The following is a 17180-nucleotide window of genomic DNA, read 5'->3' as shown; positions in this document are numbered from 1 at the left end:
TATTAACCCATTCTCCCTTATTTGAGGTAGATCTGTGATTATCAGCTTAGTAATTTCATTTCAGGAAATAATCAACTCTTTTCCACCTGCCATTTGTGCCTAGGGTATATGGCCTTAATGGCTAGGTTGAAATCCCTATAGATAGAGACCTAAAATGAAAAATCATATCATGGACAAAATAGCTTCAACACTTCTGATTCTGCTCTGGACCTATACGGGATTGGATAAACTGATCCAGTTTGAGGCAAGCCGAAAAGCATTTCTGAATCAGCCCATGCCAAATGAACTTGAAGAAGTTTTGGCATATGTTATTCCGGTCTCTGAGTTGCTACTCGCCCTGCTCCTACTCTTTTCAATCACCAGATGGTGGGGATATCTAGGTAGCATTTTGCTGCTAACAGTATTTACTACCTATGTAGGTTTGATCTGGGTGGGAGCTTTTCCAAGAGTACCGTGCAATTGTGCCGGGATTTTGGAGAGTTTGGGTTGGGCGGAGCATTTTGTTTTGAATCTGGGGTTTATTGGAGTGGCGGTTTGGGGACTGAGGAGTTTAAAGTTTAAAGTTGAGAGTTAGGAGATGGGAAGGAAAGTCAGAAAGCTAAAGTCTGAAGTCTGAAAGGAAAGGTAGTTTAAAGTGGAGAGTTTAAAGTTTAAAGAGGAGAAAGTGGGATGTCCGATATCGGATGTTTGAAGGGACTGAAGACAGGAGACAGGAGACGGAAGTGGGAAGTTTTGAAAGTCAGAAGGATAAAGTGAGAAAGCTGAAAGGACAGAAGACAGAAGACCGAAGACGGAAGTATGCAGTCGCAGTGGCAGTCGCAGTCGGCTTCGCAGTAGGCAGTTTTGAAAGTTTAAAGGGGAAGCAAGGAAGTTGGAAGTGGGAAGTGGGAAGTAGGAAGTGGAAAGTGGCCAGTCGCAGTGGACAGCTTGCCTACCGAAGGTAGGTCGCAGTTGGCAGTTTTGAAAGTCAGAAGTATGAAGTCTGGAAGATAAAAGGAGTGAGATTTGAGATGTGAGATATCGGGTGTTGGTTGGCGGATTTGAAATTTAAAATTTGGAATTAAAAGACCCTGTAGGGGTCGCAGCTTAATAGCCCAGGCTTTTAAGCCTGGGTTTAAAGGATCGTTATTTGAACAGCGCTGGCCCGGGATCGTCATTCGGAGAGGGATCGTTTTGCCAGCAAGATGAAAACGAGATGATGGATTAGTCCAGCTTCTGGAGAAGCAGGACAGCGGGACAAAAGTTTTACACCAGCAAGATGTACTACAAAGCGGATTGAAAATCCTATGATAAAGGTTCGGGATTACAAATCCCGAACAGCAGGTTTAAAGGATCGTTATTTGATCAGCGCTGGCCCAGGATCGTATGCCGAAGACGAAAGAGTTATGCCAGCAAGATGTAGATGTACGCTGGTTAGTCCAGCATCTGGAGAAGCAGGACAGCAGGACAACGGACGGATTAGTCTAGCTTCTGGAGAAGCAGGACAACGAGGTTCTCCAAAAATAAAACCCTTGGGGATAAACCCCAAAGGTTTTGGAACTGGGCGTTAAGTAAACAGGCTGAATAGCAACTTTTAACTTAAGTTAACTAATTTCTAGCATAAATCTATTCTTTTCGGTCAAAAAAAATTTAGGCAGCCATAAGCTGCAAGATATGCCCGCTCAAAGCTGGCGAAATAAGCCTCCTCTTGAGGCTGAAATATTAACATGTTAAATGGTCTGTGAAGACTAGCCATTCTATAAAACCTTCGAGGAGATCCTCTCTCGCCTATGGCGGTTCGGGATGACACCTCAGAGAACCAATTAACGAGATCGTCACGCTCGGCTAAAGCCGGCTCGCCAACCTACCGGTCGGAAGGCGATGACGGAAAACAAAAGGAGACTCATTTCTCTTGATAGCCTGGGTAAGAGAAGGTTAATACCCGATGAGCCTCGCAAAGGGAGATGCCGAAAACCCTTTTTAGAGTAGGCAAACAACCTGAAACGGTTTTCCTGTTTTTGATGGGTTAAAAAACAGGACATTGTTATGAATAAATTATCAAAATTTCTTCCAGCACTTGCATTGGTGTTGGGAGCTTTTGCAGCAGTGGCATTTACTTCGCCTCAAGCTCCTACCGGTGAGTATGGGCTTTCAGGAAGTGTCTGGTATGATGTAACAGGCATCAATCCAGATGAAGATACCTATGTCTGCAATGAAGATGAGACAAGAGACTGTCTTTTTGATCAGCCTTTTGGAATGGGTACTCCCATTTCTTCTGAGCAGGACAAAGTCTTTGTCGTTCAAAATGCCAGCAATCTACCGATTGCACATTAATTGAAGTTAGGGGCCGGATTAAAACCCGGCCCCTTCTTATTGTAAGTCATATTGTCTCTGTGGTACTTTTGCGATGAAATTTTCCGGCTTAGTTTCAAAAGAAACCATTTCACCGTTGACCTCTCTTTTTAAAGTAGTGATATAAGAGTCATGCACGGATAGCCTTTTGAGGTCCATCCAGCGCTGTCCCCTAAAAAGCAGGGATTTTCTCCTTTCCTCCAAAATGAAATCAAGTTCCAGGTTCCAGTCATCTAAAATATCCAAATCCTGATATCTATTTTCCATCAGTTCCTTCAAATAATCCTTGGCGATATCTGAATTGCCTAGTCTGAAATTTGATTCTGCCAAAATCAGGTAAATTTCATCTAGCGCTATGCCTGTAAAAACATCCTGCCTTCCAGTATAATTTCCTTTGAATGAGGATGTCCCCGTATTATTCTCAAAAATCAAGGCTGCCCTCAGATCATTGTCCTGATAGCTTTTTACCAATGTGGAATCAACAAAGGCCACATTGTTTCTGGACACCGTGCTTTGAGAGATCATATTTGTAAATAAGATAGTTTCGGAATTGAACAGTGACATCGGAAATGTGACACCTAAGTCCAAGTCATTGTAATCCAATAATTCGAAATTCCCTTCCAAGACTTTATTCGCATGGACTATTGCCTGTTCATAATTTCCCAAGTAAAGGTTGATCCTCGCCAGAAGTGCATGCGCGGAATAATAGCTTGGTTGAGTTGGATAAGTGGTAGCTTCTGGAAGATTTGGCAATGCCCCCTTTAAATCCTCCAAAATCAAATCAAAAACGGCACTTGCTTCTTCCATATCTTTTTGAACACCAAATTCAGCAGTGGTTCGGAATGGAATCCTTATTTCCTGGGAATCCCCTGCTTTTTCTGGAATAGGTAGAAACAAAGCCGCCAATTCAAAATAACCATGGGCCCTCCAAAATAATGCCCTTGCCTTCAAATGTTCCATCCTGCTTTGATCCCAATCCGGCTCTTGGTTTATCTTATCTAAGATTACATTGGCTGAGAAAATCTTTCTATACATCACCGAGAAATCCAATGTGGATTCATTGGGCAAGTAAGGATCATCAGACCATTTGTAGGCGTTTTGTTGCCATGGAGCAAAATTATCCCAGGTAGTATTTGCTACCCAATAATCGTCGGCAAACATAAAGCTCAGTACAGGACTGGTGTTCAGCCTGTCATAGTTATCTATAATGGCTTCAAATTCCTCTATGGTTTCGGGTACCAAGATTGATTTATTTGGTTTTTCATCCAGAAAACCTTCACAACCTACAATCAGAGAAAAGACTGTAAGGATCATTAGTTTGATATGACTTTTCATAAGTATTAGAGTTTGAAGGGTGGTAAATATTTTACCGGAAAACCCAGACTTTGTCTTTCGGAGTTTTCTTTTACCCTTTATGAGTTTGTTAGAAATTGATTCGTAACCCGAAGGCGATGCTTCTTTGTGGTGCAGCGTTCTGAAAATCGGGATCGAGGTCATCCTTGGATGCTTTCCAGATTATTCCGAGGTTATTGGCATAAGCATAGATTTCAGCACTTTCAAAGGGTAGCCAGGGATTGGTAGATTTGTCAAAGTTGTATCCCAAACGGATATCCTGTAATCGGATATGATCTCCTCTCTCTACCAAAATCGCAGAATTGGAATAATAGAGGTTTCTCAAAACGTTTGAATTTTCAGGAAGAGATGGAATCTGAGTGCGTTCTTCATCGCCGGGCTGTTGCCATCTTTTTTCATAGTCTCCATGTCCTATTTGTCCACGTAGCAAACTGAAATAATCGATTGACCTTCGGCGGTAGTAATAACCAAAGCGATAGGAAATATTCAATGAAAGGCTTAGTCCTTTCCAGGTAAATGTATTTCTAAGTGCACCAAAATCCGTAGGCCTTGCTGATCCGTGGAATTTCAGATTTTCCGGAGTGGCAGAATTGATAATAGCCAAGTAATCTTCGGAAGCTTCGCCATTTAAGATCCCAACAGGATCCCCGGTATCCGGGTTAAGCCCATCCCATTCATAGGAATAGACCCCAAACAGCGGATTGTCCACTACAGGTATAGGCGTGGATTGATAAAAAGAATTCAGTAAACCTCCGGCAGTCTGGCTCACATCTACCTTGACTACCTGGTCTTTTACTCTGGAATAATAAAAGTCTGTTCTCCAACCCACGGATCCTTTTAGCCAATTGGCACCTAATACCAAATCAATCCCATCGGTTCGTGTTTCAGCATTATTACCCATGATTGTAAAGAAACCACTGGCCGGGTCCACCTCGTATTCACCGATTAAATCCGTTCCTCTTTTTTTATAGAATTCCAGACTGGCAGTGTATTGTCCATTGCCGGATTCAAAATCGAAACCTGTATTCCAAATCCCTACTTTTTCCCAGCTTAGATTTGGATTGGGAGGATTTACGATCTGTGCTCCGGGGATATTCGGCACAAATCGGCTGGAGGGTTGATTGAAATAAGAGGCAGTCATAAGACCTGATAGACTTTTGTCCAAGTTTCCACTGTAGCCATAGCTGGCTTTCCATTTCAGATAGGCATTGCCCAAAAAGGACATGAAATTTTCCTGGCTCAAGGTCCAACCCAATCCCGCTGACCAAAGCGGAACTCCCCTTTTATTGGAATTGACACCAAAGAAATTGGACTGATCCTTTCGGATGCTGAGTGTCAAATCCAACTTATCCCTATAGGTATATCCCATGTTGGAGTAGAAGGATAAAAAGCGATCTGTCAATCCAGAATGGGAAGTACCTGCATCAATGGGCTGCATGGATGAAGGGTTATAAAAGTAAGGGTAGCGGTTGAGGTAGTCCAAAATCGCAGAGGTAGCCAGGTTATCATTATATCCATAGTAGCGAACGGAATTAGACTCTGACTTCAGGTCCCTTACTTCGGTACCGGCGAGTACATTAAGGCGATGCTTATTATCCCAATTTTTCTGGTATTTCAGCATCCCACGGAGGGTATGGGAAAAGGAATATGTGTCTGAAAAGTCAATGATGTCTCCTGTAGGAATTATTTGTAGAATACCGCCATTTTCATCAAGTTGTGAATATCTATTGACCAGATCCCTGACAAAATAGGACTGGGAAGGATTCCGCTCCCTATTACGGGTTCTACCAGTCCAATACTGATAAGATATATCTGCAGACAGTCCCTCGATGATTTTTAGGTTTAATGCAGTCTGGAACCTGCCGTCAAGTCGCTCATTTTTATAGTCGAGCATCCCGATTTCGTTTAGGGGCTTATTATACCAATCTAATAAGCCTTGTTCTTGTATGGAGTCCACATACCGTTGAGACAAGTTGGTGAATATGGGCAGGGGATTTCCAGAGGGGTCAACCAGGCTTGAATAAGGGCTGTTTTGTGGTATCTGGGTTCGGGTATTTAACTGAGCCTTGGAAATGTAGGCTCCTACAGACCATGTAAGCCTTTTGTCGACTAAATCCCAGGAGTTTTTTGCCTGAATGGTCCATCGGTCATCATCGTTACCCTCAATGGAGTGAAGATTTTTGTCAAAGCCCAGACCAACTTGGTAGGTGGAAGCAGGACCGCCACCTGCTACCGAAAGTGAATGCTGCTGATTGATCTGTGGACGATAGTAATAACGTGCAATGTCCTCTCTTAAATCAGCATTTTTATAATCCTGGATCCTATTGTTTGCCTCCTCATCAGTTATTTCCCCATCCCTAAGAGAGATCAAGGTTTCTACCACAGGAGGAAGAGCCTGACGGTTAGGGTTTAATTCAGTTCCTCTATAAAAATTGTTCTCAAAAAGGCTCCTTTCTATGTCCACAAAATCACCCATGTTCATCTGTGGCACATAAAAAAGATCAGAGGTCTGGATTATGTTCACATTCGAATTCAAGGAAACTTTTGGAGCGGAGGACTTTATTCCTGATTTGGTGCTGATCACTATCACCCCATTACCGGCACGTGCACCCCAGATCGAAGCTGCGGCGGCATCTTTCAATACAGAAATGTGCTCCACGTCATTGGGATTGATACTTTCCAATGGGCCATCGTATGGGAAATTATCTACGATGATCAAAGGTTCGGTATTGGCGAATAAGGTTGACCTTCCTCTGATGGAAATCTGATTATTCCCTACGCTGGGACCCCTGTTGAAGATCAGCCCAGGGGTAATATCCTCCAATCTATCTATCAGGTCAGTACTTACTTTTCTGTTAATCAGTTTGCGGTCTAGGGAGACAAAAGATCCGGTCACCCGCTCTGCCGGAAGCTCCTGATATCCTGTGGACATGACCGTGACTTCCTCCAGGTTTCTTTGGTCAGATTCCATCTTAATCAACAGTTCGCCCGCATAAGGAAGCGAAATGCTTAATTCATAAGGTTTCATCCCGAGGTAGGATACTTTTAAGGCATAATCACCGGGCATGACCTCTATTGTGAAATCCCCTTCTTCATCTGCCAAAACAATATGCTCATCCTTATTTAAAGTGATCAGGGCCCCCGGTAATGGAATCCCTTCTTCCATAGAAATCACTTTCCCGCTAAAGGAAGTACTGGTCTGTGCCTGGAGCATCCCGCTCCAGATCCCGAACCATAGTAATACTAGTAGTTTTTTTGTCATGTTATTTGGTGTTTAATTCTGGTTGGGTAGTATGGGGAGCAGCTAACTGCTCTATTTTTTGGATCAATTCTTCCGGGCTGTACTGGGTCAGGGTAGCCTGTGCAACTCTGAAGTCAGAGTCCACCAGAATTTTTTGTGGGAATGCGCTGATTTTATAGTATTCAAGGATTCCCTTGCCGGAATCCTCGTGCAACTGGAGCATCTCCGGATGGGAATAGCTACCGGAAAGCGCATTTTCTATCCATTTGGAAGTATCCTTATCCGCATTTATGGCAATAAACTGGATATCCTCCCGCATTTTGAAATGCTCAAACACAGGCTTTAATGTGCTGTGGTAATACTTCATGCAGAATTTGCAGCCTGAGATCCAAAAGTTGAGGATGAGTGTTTTGCCTCGGTATTGGTCCAAAGCAATGGACTGTGCATTTAAGTTTTGCAGGTGTCCTGAATAGAAAGGACTTCCTTCTGAATTTTTGGAATCTAGGTCATGGATCAGATTGGCAATCCATGGGGTATGGATAGTATTATCAGCTATATCCATCATTGCCTCTCTCCCATTCTCCAATTGCTTAAAGTTGGAAAGCACATAAAGTCCCAAAATGCGATCTTGTAATGCAGGACTGAGATCTGCTAGGCCTTCCAAAAGACTTTGTCCACGGACAGAGGTCCGAAGCAGAATCAAGTCATTGATCCCAGACAGGTACATTGGGTCAATCCAATTGGATTCTGAAAGCGGTATATTTCCAATCCATTTTTCAAACTTTTTATTAAAACCTGGTTGGGACAATAAATTCTTGCCCAGATTCAGTTTGGGAAGGATCTGATGCAAATACTCTCCCCAGGCTCTTTGGGTAAGCTGCTCCTTTTGCTCAGCAGTAAAATTGTTGTTTAACCTGTCCAAATACTGCAGAAAAGGCAACTGTAAAGGATCCTGTGTCAGGAGAGAATCGAGCAGCTTTTCGTCTGGCTCAGTGGGGATCCAAAACTGCATGGAAGGGAACAAATCTGCAGGCAGGTCAAGGGAACGGTTATAAAGAGCTAAAGTCAATGAATCCGAAAGCATTCGGCCTGGATCTGAAGTGAACATCAAGGGGTGGGCTTGGAACTGCAGCTCATCCGCCAGTCTTGAAATTTCATACTGGGCTCTGTAATAATCTGCAGATGCTCCAGTAAAGAGCATTTTACCATCCTCCAAATCTGCCCTTATTCTTATTTGATCCCCCGGGTAAAAGGTCCAGTAATGAATCAAATAGTTTTTTTTGTCCCTGAGGCTAAAAGTGATGGGTTCCGATTGCTCAGGAAAATTGATGAGGTAAGTTTTGTAACCTGAGTTGCCTTCGAAGAAATTTCCAAGACTTGGCAATAAGGGTTTTTGGACTCCTGGGGTCATGCTTCTGTCCTGCTTAAGGAAGTCAGTCCAATACCGAAACCAAAGGGTATCGGGAGCCAAGGAAACTGGAATCTCAATAAATAAAAAGGAGTTTTCGGGTTGTGGTAAATCTCCTTGGAAATCAGAGGCATCAAAACAGTCAACAGTCATCTGTCCACAGTCGACAGCCGATTCGTTTGCCTTACTGTTCCTGTCCAAAATGGCAGCCTGATGTTGAAATTCATTTCTAACAGATTGGCTTTGGAAACTGGCTTCAATCCCAGGGCCACCGTCAATATCCTGAAGTGCAACAGCGAAGAAAGTATCGGAACGGGTTTCCCCGCTCCGATGGAATCCTGCTAAGGCAGGAATTCCGGGGTTATCAACCAACTTAATCCCCGGTGGTGAATAAGCAACTTGACTACTTACTTTATTTATACTACTTAATAGTATTGATAGGATTAAAAAGGTTTTTACGAACCATTTTTGGTTTAGAAAATTAGAAATACACAAGCCTTCGGCTTGCGAGATAAAGTCGCTTCGCTTCTGAGATATGTCAGCTTGTGGCTGACGAAATACAGCTCCTTTGTCGCAGAGATAATTCTTCAAGTAAATTGAAATAGATCGACTTCGTCGATGAAATAAACCGCCTATGGCGGTGAGATAGAGAGATCTAGTACTGATTATACAGAAGAAATCTCTCCACCATTTTGATATGCTCCTATTGGGAAAAGGACATAGGTATCCCAGGAAGCATATTTGTAGTTTTTTTAACATGCTTGAAATGTGTTTTATGCTGGATGACTGATGACCGATGACCGATGTTGAAAGTCAGAAGGCTGAAGTCAGAAATCTGAAAGCTTTCAAAGGCTACTTATAGGTCATTTCCATGCCTTCGGCAGGCAGGCGACGAGGAGGAACGAGGAGAAATCTCAAAGAAAGTCCACAGTCAACAGTAGTCAGTGAGCAGTCGCAGTTTTTCAGGTCATTTCGAAGGAGGAACGACTGAGAAATCTCTATCGTTTAATGAGATTTCTCTCTTCGCAAGCTCCGTTCGAAATGACATACTATTCCCACCCTGCCCTGCTAAGGCACCCAGCATTAATGAATAAATAAGAAATGTATCAGCGCTACCGGCATTAAAAGCTTGCTGATCTGAGTGTGTGGTAACTGTACTTCTGGGAGCTGCGCAATCTCCGGATATGTCCCTTCCCAGATCAGAAGAAAGCAAGTACAGCCTTAAAAATGCCTAAACCCTCAAATAGGATTCTTAGGCTTTAGAGGATACAGGCGATCTACCGCGGTGATGCCAAGTTCCTCTGGTAAAAGGTTAATAGGTAGAGAGACCAAAACAGCGAGACCAAAATCCAAGAAAGGCGACATTCCACTTCCAGTTACGAGCGAAGCAACTTTAATGGGATATGATTTCTTCAATTCTAATTTCATTTCTTTAGGACACTGATTGTCAAATATTAAGAACAGATTGAAAACTACAACTATAAAATATCTAGCAAATAGTGTAAATTACAATTGTAAAGCCTATCAAATATGCTTTACCCAAATATGTAAGTAAAATACCCGGTAAAAAACCACTCTCTGTGGTATCTTACCATGCAACAAATTTTTATCTTTCCACTATGAGCGAAGCAAAAAAAGACCGAGGTTTTGTCCATCATGGACGTAACGTAAAAAGGCTAAGAGAAATAATGGGCATCAAACAATATGCACTGGCAGAGGACTGCGGATGGAGCCAGCAACAAATGTCCAAATTGGAAAATTCAGAGATTATTGAGGAAGAACCATTAGGAATTATAGCAAAAAAATTAGGTGTAACACCAGAATTCATTGAAAATTTCAATCCAGATAGCGCTATTTACAATATTCAGTCAAATAATATTTTTAATGATCATGCTGTGAATTCCAGTCAGCATAGTTATCCGCACATCGAATACCACCCAGTTGATCAAATAGTCCAACTTTTAGAGAAGTATCTCCAAGATGATCAGAGAAAGTCTGCGCAAATAGAGTCATTGACCAAGACAGTGATGGATTTGGCTGAGGAGGTGAAGAGGATTAAGGGGAAGTGAACTTTTAGACATTTTCATTTCTTATTCACTTGAAGTATGCTGAATTTGCTTCCAAAAGATATGATTTTATCAAAAAATACCCTGCATTGGGTATTTTTATTTTAAGCCATTCAATTACCTTGGGCTAGGTTGAGAACATTTTCATAATATTTAACTAAAACCCATTTAACAATTCAAATTCCCTCCCATTTTAGGAGTAAAAAAATGCCGATCCCCATCATCGATATATTTGCTGGCCCAGGTGGTCTAGGAGAAGGATTTTCCTCAATTGTAGATAAGAATAATAAACGAGTTTATGACATCAAGCTTTCCATTGAAAAGGATGAAAACGCTCATGAAACCCTACGCTTAAGAAGTTTTTTTAGGCAATTTCCGGTAAGTGAAGTACCAGAACATTATTATGAAATAATGAGGGCTAATACTTGGAAGAAAAGGAAAAAGTTGATTGATCAACTCAAAAACAAGTATCCCTTAGAATGGGAAAACGCTAATAATGAGGCTTGGTGTTTTGAACTTCCCTATCCTGAAGAATTTGATAAAAACGGCAAAAAAAAGGGAGGTTATAAGCCTCTTGAAATTTTAGAGCGCAATAAAACAATAGATGATAAAATCTCTAAAGCACTTAAAGGAAATAGGGATTTTTTACTTATTGGTGGACCACCATGCCAAGCTTATTCACTTGTAGGACGTTCGAGAAATCAGGGGATTTCCAATTCTGACCATAGAGTCCACCTTTATAAAGAATATTTACGAATTATTGCAAACCATCATCCAGCGGTTTTTGTAATGGAAAACGTGAAAGGTTTGCTTTCTGCTGAAGTTGATGATATTAAGGTTTTTGATTTAATTAAAAAGGATTTGAAAGATCCAGGTAGGGTTTTCACTGGACTTTCTTCTCCAAAATATAAAATCTACTCCTTGGCAAAATCTCCCAATTCATACTTTAAAGGCTATCCTATTTATGAAAATAATACAGATTTTTTAATTAAAAGTGAAAAATACGGTGTTCCCCAAAGACGGCATAGGGTCATTTTGTTGGGAATAAGAGAAGATATTAAAGTAGAACCAATAGTTCTATCGAAAATGGATTCACCAACAATTTTGAAATCAGTGATAGGAAAGCTTCCCAGAATAAGAAGTGGAATAAGTAAAAAATTTATCAAATATCACCCCGTAGAGAAATACGCCGATGGAAGTCCAAAGCGAATATATCAAGCCCTAAAAGACAGCGATCAGCTTTGGGAAAACATTATGAAGCAACAAGTTGGGAAGCTTGAAACTTGGGGGGATTTAATTCCAAACGAGTTTAAAATTAATAGTGAAAATCTTGTAAACGGAATTGGAAAGGAATTCTTATCCAGTAAAACTCCAAGTGAGACTGATTGCAATATTGAACTTCAAAATTGGTATAAAGATCCAAAAATCAAAGGTGTGGCAAACCATGAATCAAGATCTCATCTTACTCAAGATTTGATGAGGTATATGTTTGCAGCACTTTATACCAAGAAAAACGGAGATTTCCCTCGTTTAATTGACTATGCAGAACATCACAATGAATTAATACCTGATCATGCAAATGTTGATACAGGAAAGTTTGCTGATCGATTTAGAGTACAAGTAGCCGATAAGCCAGCTACCACGGTTACAAGCCATATTTCTAAAGATGGTCATTACTTTATCCATTACGATCCAATGCAATGTAGGTCATTGACTGTAAGAGAAGCTGCAAGAGTCCAAACCTTCCCAGACAACTATTTATTCTGTGGATCCAGAACTGCCCAATATCACCAGGTGGGAAATGCAGTACCGCCATTTTTGGCTAAACAAATTGGGGAGGTAGTTCTTAAGTTGTTTTCTAATTTAAATAATGATTAAAATGACAGCATTCTCTAAAATATTAGATGACCTTAATCATTTTTCTCCTAGCTCCGGTGCTTTTGAAGCTCTAATAGATTTTAGTGAATCAAAAATTAAATTAGATGATATAGCTCAATTGGCTCTTCATTTGGCTAATTCTGGGAATATCCTAAACCTTTCTAAATCAAATAAAATACTGGCTGATATTCCATCTACAGGAGGTCCCTCCTCATTATCCACATTAATAACCCCCTTATTCCTTCGGCAAATAGGATATACAGTCCCTAAACTTGGCGTCCCTGGGAGACCGGCTGGGGGTATTGACGTTCTAGCTCAAATAAAAGGATATAATATTAACCCTGATTCAACCACCCTTAAGGAATGGCTCCAAGAAAGTGATTATGTACACTTTATTGGTGGAGACAATTATGCCCCACTGGATAGACAACTTTTTAAATACAGAAAATCAATTAAAAGGATAGGTATTCCTGCACTTGTTGTTGCCAGTATTCTATCTAAAAAAATTGCCGTGGGATTACAAACTACAGGTTTAGACATAAGAGTTTCAGATTTTGGAAATTTCGGTAGCGATTGGGAAACTGCAAAAAGAAATGCTCAGTTGTTTATTGATGTCGCAAGAATATTGAATATAAGAGCAACCTGTTTTCTTACCAATGCAAATAACCCTTTTCAACCTTACATTGGTCGAGGAGAAGCACTTTTGGCACTAAGAGAGATTTTTACGGGTCAGAATGATAATTCCGAATGGCTTATGAAGCATGTAACCGAGTGCTATGCTATGTCCATTGGAATTGCTGAAAGCCGTTTGAAAAGTGGAGTGTCAGGGATAGAAATCACAACTTTAGAAGATCATTTTTTGGAGAATATTGAATTGCAAGGTGGATCAATAGAACACTTCTACACTCTTACTGACAAAATCAAAGATGAACACTATTATGAATTGCTTTCAGAAAAGTCAGGATTCGTGAAAATTGACCTATTAAAAATGAGATCAGCTATTATTGAAATACAATCCAGATTTGGCTTAATATCCGAGTTTCCAGACCCTTGTGGAATTATCCTATCTGTTCAGAATGGTGATTTTATTGAGGAAAAAAAACGGCTGTGCACTTATCGCTGTGATCGGTCTTTGGAAAAGTCATTTACAAAACTCATAAAGGAGTCTATTTTCATAGGAGAAACAAGAAACATACCCTATAATTTTCAAGAAATCCAATAATGATGGAAAAATACTGCTGCTTTTTACATCCTAAAAAGGACTACAGTGAAAAAGAACTGAAAGATTTCTGCCCAGAGTGTGGTAATCCTTATGGATTCCCTTTGTTTGAAGAAACTAGGCCTACTCAGATTGGTGAATATAAAGTTCTTGATGCATTAGAACGCGGGTACTATGGCGCCACCTACATTGTTGAAAAAAGTACTGCCATACGTACCCAAAAACGTGTGCTTAAAGTTGTCCCAAAAGAAGTATATAGATTCTTTGGAAAGGATTTTCAAGAAGAGTGTAGGGCGCATGCTGAAGCAGCAGAAGGAACTCAGCATATAGTGGATATAGACGATATCTTTGAAGATCATATTTCATTTGGTGACACTTCAATTGAATGTCATGTTGCCATTCTTCAGTATGTAAAAGGAAAAACACTCAAACACCTCATTGCCTCAGAAAATCAACTGAAAGCCACAGCAATTGGCCAAATCGCAATAGATCTTCTAAAAGTGTTATCCGAGTTAGAGTCAAAAAAGCTATTTCACAATGATCTTCATCCAGGAAATATCATAATAGAAGAGTTGGAACCTGAAAGAAGGCGGTTGGGTGAGCTGGACGACACTATCAAAGCAGTAGCAATTGACTTTGGGTCACTTGCTTCAAAAACACAAAGTGGAGACAAATCAAACCGGGTTGGAGACCTACATAGAGTTGCAATCACTCTAGATCAACTGAGCAAAAAAATACTTGATTTACCAGGTAGCTCAGATGAGCGCGATTATCGTTTAGCCAGTCTATTGGAAGAGCGTGCCAAAATATTACTGCCGAGTGTCAAAAATCAACGAACCTTCGAATTTTCAGAAATCATAGATCAAATCAAGAGTTCGTCTATACAGGTTAGTTCTCCATGGAAAGCTGCATTAGAACTCAAGAATTTTAGAGATTCCTATAACGCACAAACAATGTTGCCTTGGTTTGTTCCTAGTCTACTGGTAGATGATGATGATAGGTGGATTAGTCGGATTTCCAGCCGTGGCCCCTTGGTTATAACAGGTATGCGTGGATGTGGGAAAACCATGCTATTAAGGGCATTGCAATTTCATGCAAGGGCTATTCCAATAAATGAAACAGAAAAAGACACTGAGCTAACCGCTCGACTTGAGAAAGAAGGTTATTTAGGACTTTATGTTTCATGTACCAGACTACTTGATTCACATGGATTAATGGATAAGCCAATTCACCAGCCATTTCCAAGATTATTCTTAGCATATGCAATTGAGGCCATAAGTGCTATTAAACACTTAAGAGAACTAAACAGAGAATGTGTTAGGCATGATTCCTTTATTTCAATTGCAAAGGTAGTCGCCCAATATGTTGAAGGTACGGAAGAAATAACAAACATACCGTCAGAACATGAAGTTGAGGTTTTCTTAAAAAGAGCCTTGAACAGCCTTAGCAAAGGTGAAAGTAAACATATTATTACAGCAAATCCTGCTGTTTCCTTCCCAGTTTTAGCACAAGCAATACGTGAATGTTCCGAGGTATGGAATAATAGCTATGTTTTTTTCCTCCTTGATGATGTATCAACGCGCTTCCTGAATGATGACAATATAATTCACCTGGTATCCACCCTTCTTTTTCAAGATCAATATTGTGCATTCAAGTTCACTACTGAAATGCAAACACTTGAAATGGTCATCAACTCTCCTGGCAATATTGAACAGGCTAGAGAAGGGAGAGATTATGATGTATTTGACTTGGGTAATGAGGTTAATGAGAAGGTACATGCAAATAAATCTGAAGGCACTAGGTTTGTTGAGAAAATTCTTCTTAAGCGTTCTAAATTTCATAGTGGTCACCCTAAACATCTCATTCCTTCACAGGTTCTTGGAGATGCCACTTTGAAAAGTATTGCTGAAAACATTGCCCGAAAGGCAAAGGCATCAGATAAAAAAGGATTATATCATGGCATTACGGCCATTGCAAGTGTCTGCGTTGGAGATATTGGAGATATTATTACGCTTTATGATATGATTCTGAACAGGAACGTCAAAAACTTTCCTGTTTCTCGAGAAGCTCAGAATGAATGCTATTTAGATCTTTGCAATTCGCGCCTGTATCATATAAATCGAAGGGAAAGTAGATTGTATGACTTTGCTGAGTCTTTCGCCAAAGCAACTCATCACCTACTCGTACAATCCTATAAAGCTCGTGAAGCCGAGGGAGAAGGATCAAAGTTAAGATTGAGGCAATATTCAAGCATCTTTATAAATATTACTACTGGCAATATTGAAAGACAATATGAGCAGGTAAGAGAGCTAATCGATGCTGGCATTTTTAATTTCTCAGGAGGGCCAGAAGCTTCACGTACCAATAGGCAAGGCGTTAACCCCCAACAACAATTTAAGCTAGTTTACCGAAAGCTATATGGTGTGACAAATCATATAGGGTTATCAAATGCCGATCGTTTTGAATTATCTGGAGAAGAGTTAGAAGATTGGCTAAACAACCCCAAAAAAGGCAAAGATATTTTAATAAGGAACTTAAAAACAGAAGTTCCTGATGAACTCCCCTTTACGGATAACGAAGGAACATCAGAAGAACCTTATAAACAAGAAGAGATCGTTATTCAAACAACTTTATGGGAACAAGAAACTCTATCCCAAGAGCCAATTATTGATCCAGAATCCACTAAAAAACTTGAACAATTAGCTATTGAAAAGCTACCAATCTTAGAAGACCTCACCTTAAACGACCTTTGTAAGACCGATAAAGGTTTACACTTTATAGCTGGATTGGGATTTGAAGAACGTACACTAGAGTCCTTACATAGATGGCTTAATTGCGCTACAATTTCTCAAGTAGATCTCATTGAATTCAAAGAAGCTGGAAACAAGAACTCTATGATCCAAAGCTTAGATGTAGAAAAGTTACCTTACAAAATACACCCCGTGGATCAAGCAATAGAAAGTGGCATACAGTTTAATGACGATCTGACTGTAGATATTACAGGCCTCCCTAAAGCGGTTATTTTCAATATAATTAGAACTGTACTCAACAATCGTAAAAGGGTAAATGTGGTTTTTACTGAAGCAGAAAAACACTATCCCTTAGAAGAAGTTATCAAAAAATTACTGGAAGAATATAGAGAAAGTGATCATACTCAATTTCTTGAGTCTCTCACAGATGTGCTCAAAGGAGAATCAGGGCCATATAAATTGATTCCACTAATGCCCAAAAACATTGACAATTATTCTTCAAGGCGTGTTTTAATAGCATTTTCCTCACCAAAACACGAAAGACTCTTCACGCTTCTTGATGAAAGAGAATATGACAAAATTCACATAATTGTTCCCTCTGGAAGCTCTCCACAAGATCAATTAGCTAGAATTGCTGCTCATGTTGCTATTCGCAGGTTTAATCATGCTGAAATTGTAGAGTCACACGCTGATGACCTCAAATCTTTGATTGAATATTTGGCTATAACTTATCAAAGATATTTTGTGGAACAGACCTTTAGTTTTGAAATTGCTTTGACAGGGTCTAAAATTCAGACGGTTGCGAGTGCATCGATCTGCTCTAGTTTCATGGTGAGTCAGGTCTGGTATGTTCAGCCTAAATCATGGGATCCTAAAAGGTTCACAGAAGGGACAAAAGAAACCTCTGTTTTTTCATTATATAAAAATTAGGCTA

11 protein-coding genes are annotated in these 17180 nt (G+C 40.3%); 8 read left to right on the top strand and 3 right to left on the bottom strand.

Annotated elements, in window-relative coordinates:
• Positions 1–154: 154 nt before the first annotated feature.
• From FHS59_RS19245 to FHS59_RS19230, 4 genes are all read left to right on the top strand, one after another.
• Entirely contained in the window at positions 155–574 is a 420-nt protein-coding gene (locus tag FHS59_RS19245) for a MauE/DoxX family redox-associated membrane protein (RefSeq protein WP_184497096.1), read from the top strand.
• A gap of 109 nt (positions 575–683) precedes the next feature.
• Complete coding sequence (locus FHS59_RS19240) at positions 684–944, top strand: hypothetical protein (protein WP_184497094.1); 261 nt, start codon at positions 684–686, stop codon at positions 942–944.
• Between the two features lie 342 nt (positions 945–1286).
• A complete protein-coding gene (locus tag FHS59_RS19235) occupies positions 1287–1550 on the top strand; it encodes a hypothetical protein (RefSeq protein ID WP_184497092.1) in 264 nt (87 codons plus the stop codon).
• 475 nt (positions 1551–2025) lie between these two features.
• The gene (locus FHS59_RS19230) at positions 2026–2313 is read left to right on the top strand and encodes a hypothetical protein (protein ID WP_184497090.1); all 288 of its coding nucleotides are present in this window, start codon (positions 2026–2028) and stop codon (positions 2311–2313) included.
• Between the two features lie 36 nt (positions 2314–2349).
• Here the strand turns inward: FHS59_RS19230 and FHS59_RS19225 are convergent, their stop codons facing one another.
• The 3 genes from FHS59_RS19225 to FHS59_RS19215 form a co-directional block, all read right to left on the bottom strand.
• Positions 2350–3666 carry a RagB/SusD family nutrient uptake outer membrane protein gene (locus tag FHS59_RS19225; protein ID WP_184497088.1) on the bottom strand — a complete coding sequence of 439 codons (1317 nt, stop codon included), beginning with the start codon at positions 3664–3666 and terminating at the stop codon, positions 2350–2352.
• Between the two features lie 88 nt (positions 3667–3754).
• Positions 3755–6946 carry a SusC/RagA family TonB-linked outer membrane protein gene (locus FHS59_RS19220; RefSeq protein ID WP_184497085.1) on the bottom strand — a complete coding sequence of 1064 codons (3192 nt, stop codon included), beginning with the start codon at positions 6944–6946 and terminating at the stop codon, positions 3755–3757.
• A 1-nt stretch (position 6947) separates the two neighbouring features.
• The gene (locus FHS59_RS19215) at positions 6948–8924 is read right to left on the bottom strand and encodes a TlpA family protein disulfide reductase (protein WP_184497083.1); all 1977 of its coding nucleotides are present in this window, start codon (positions 8922–8924) and stop codon (positions 6948–6950) included.
• Between the two features lie 1028 nt (positions 8925–9952).
• On the opposite strand from FHS59_RS19215, the gene FHS59_RS19210 reads away from it, so the two are divergent.
• From FHS59_RS19210 to FHS59_RS19195, 4 genes are all read left to right on the top strand, one after another.
• Positions 9953–10402, top strand: a complete 450-nt coding sequence (locus FHS59_RS19210) for a helix-turn-helix domain-containing protein (RefSeq protein ID WP_184497081.1) — start codon at positions 9953–9955, stop codon at positions 10400–10402.
• A gap of 441 nt (positions 10403–10843) precedes the next feature.
• Positions 10844–12277: a DNA cytosine methyltransferase gene (locus tag FHS59_RS19205; RefSeq protein ID WP_221444540.1), complete on the top strand. Its 1434-nt coding sequence runs from the start codon at positions 10844–10846 to the stop codon at positions 12275–12277.
• Position 12278: 1 nt separating this feature from the next.
• A complete protein-coding gene (locus FHS59_RS19200) occupies positions 12279–13499 on the top strand; it encodes a hypothetical protein (protein ID WP_184497077.1) in 1221 nt (406 codons plus the stop codon).
• A gap of 2 nt (positions 13500–13501) precedes the next feature.
• Positions 13502–17176, top strand: coding sequence for an ORC-CDC6 family AAA ATPase (locus tag FHS59_RS19195; protein WP_221444539.1), 3675 nt, complete (start codon positions 13502–13504; stop codon positions 17174–17176).
• Positions 17177–17180 lie beyond the last annotated feature (4 nt).

It is taken from the genome of Algoriphagus iocasae (assembly GCF_014206875.1).
GTDB classification, from domain to species: domain Bacteria; phylum Bacteroidota; class Bacteroidia; order Cytophagales; family Cyclobacteriaceae; genus Algoriphagus; species Algoriphagus iocasae.
Note: the sequence above shows the minus strand (reverse complement) of the source record. Positions and strands in the feature narration are given on the sequence as shown.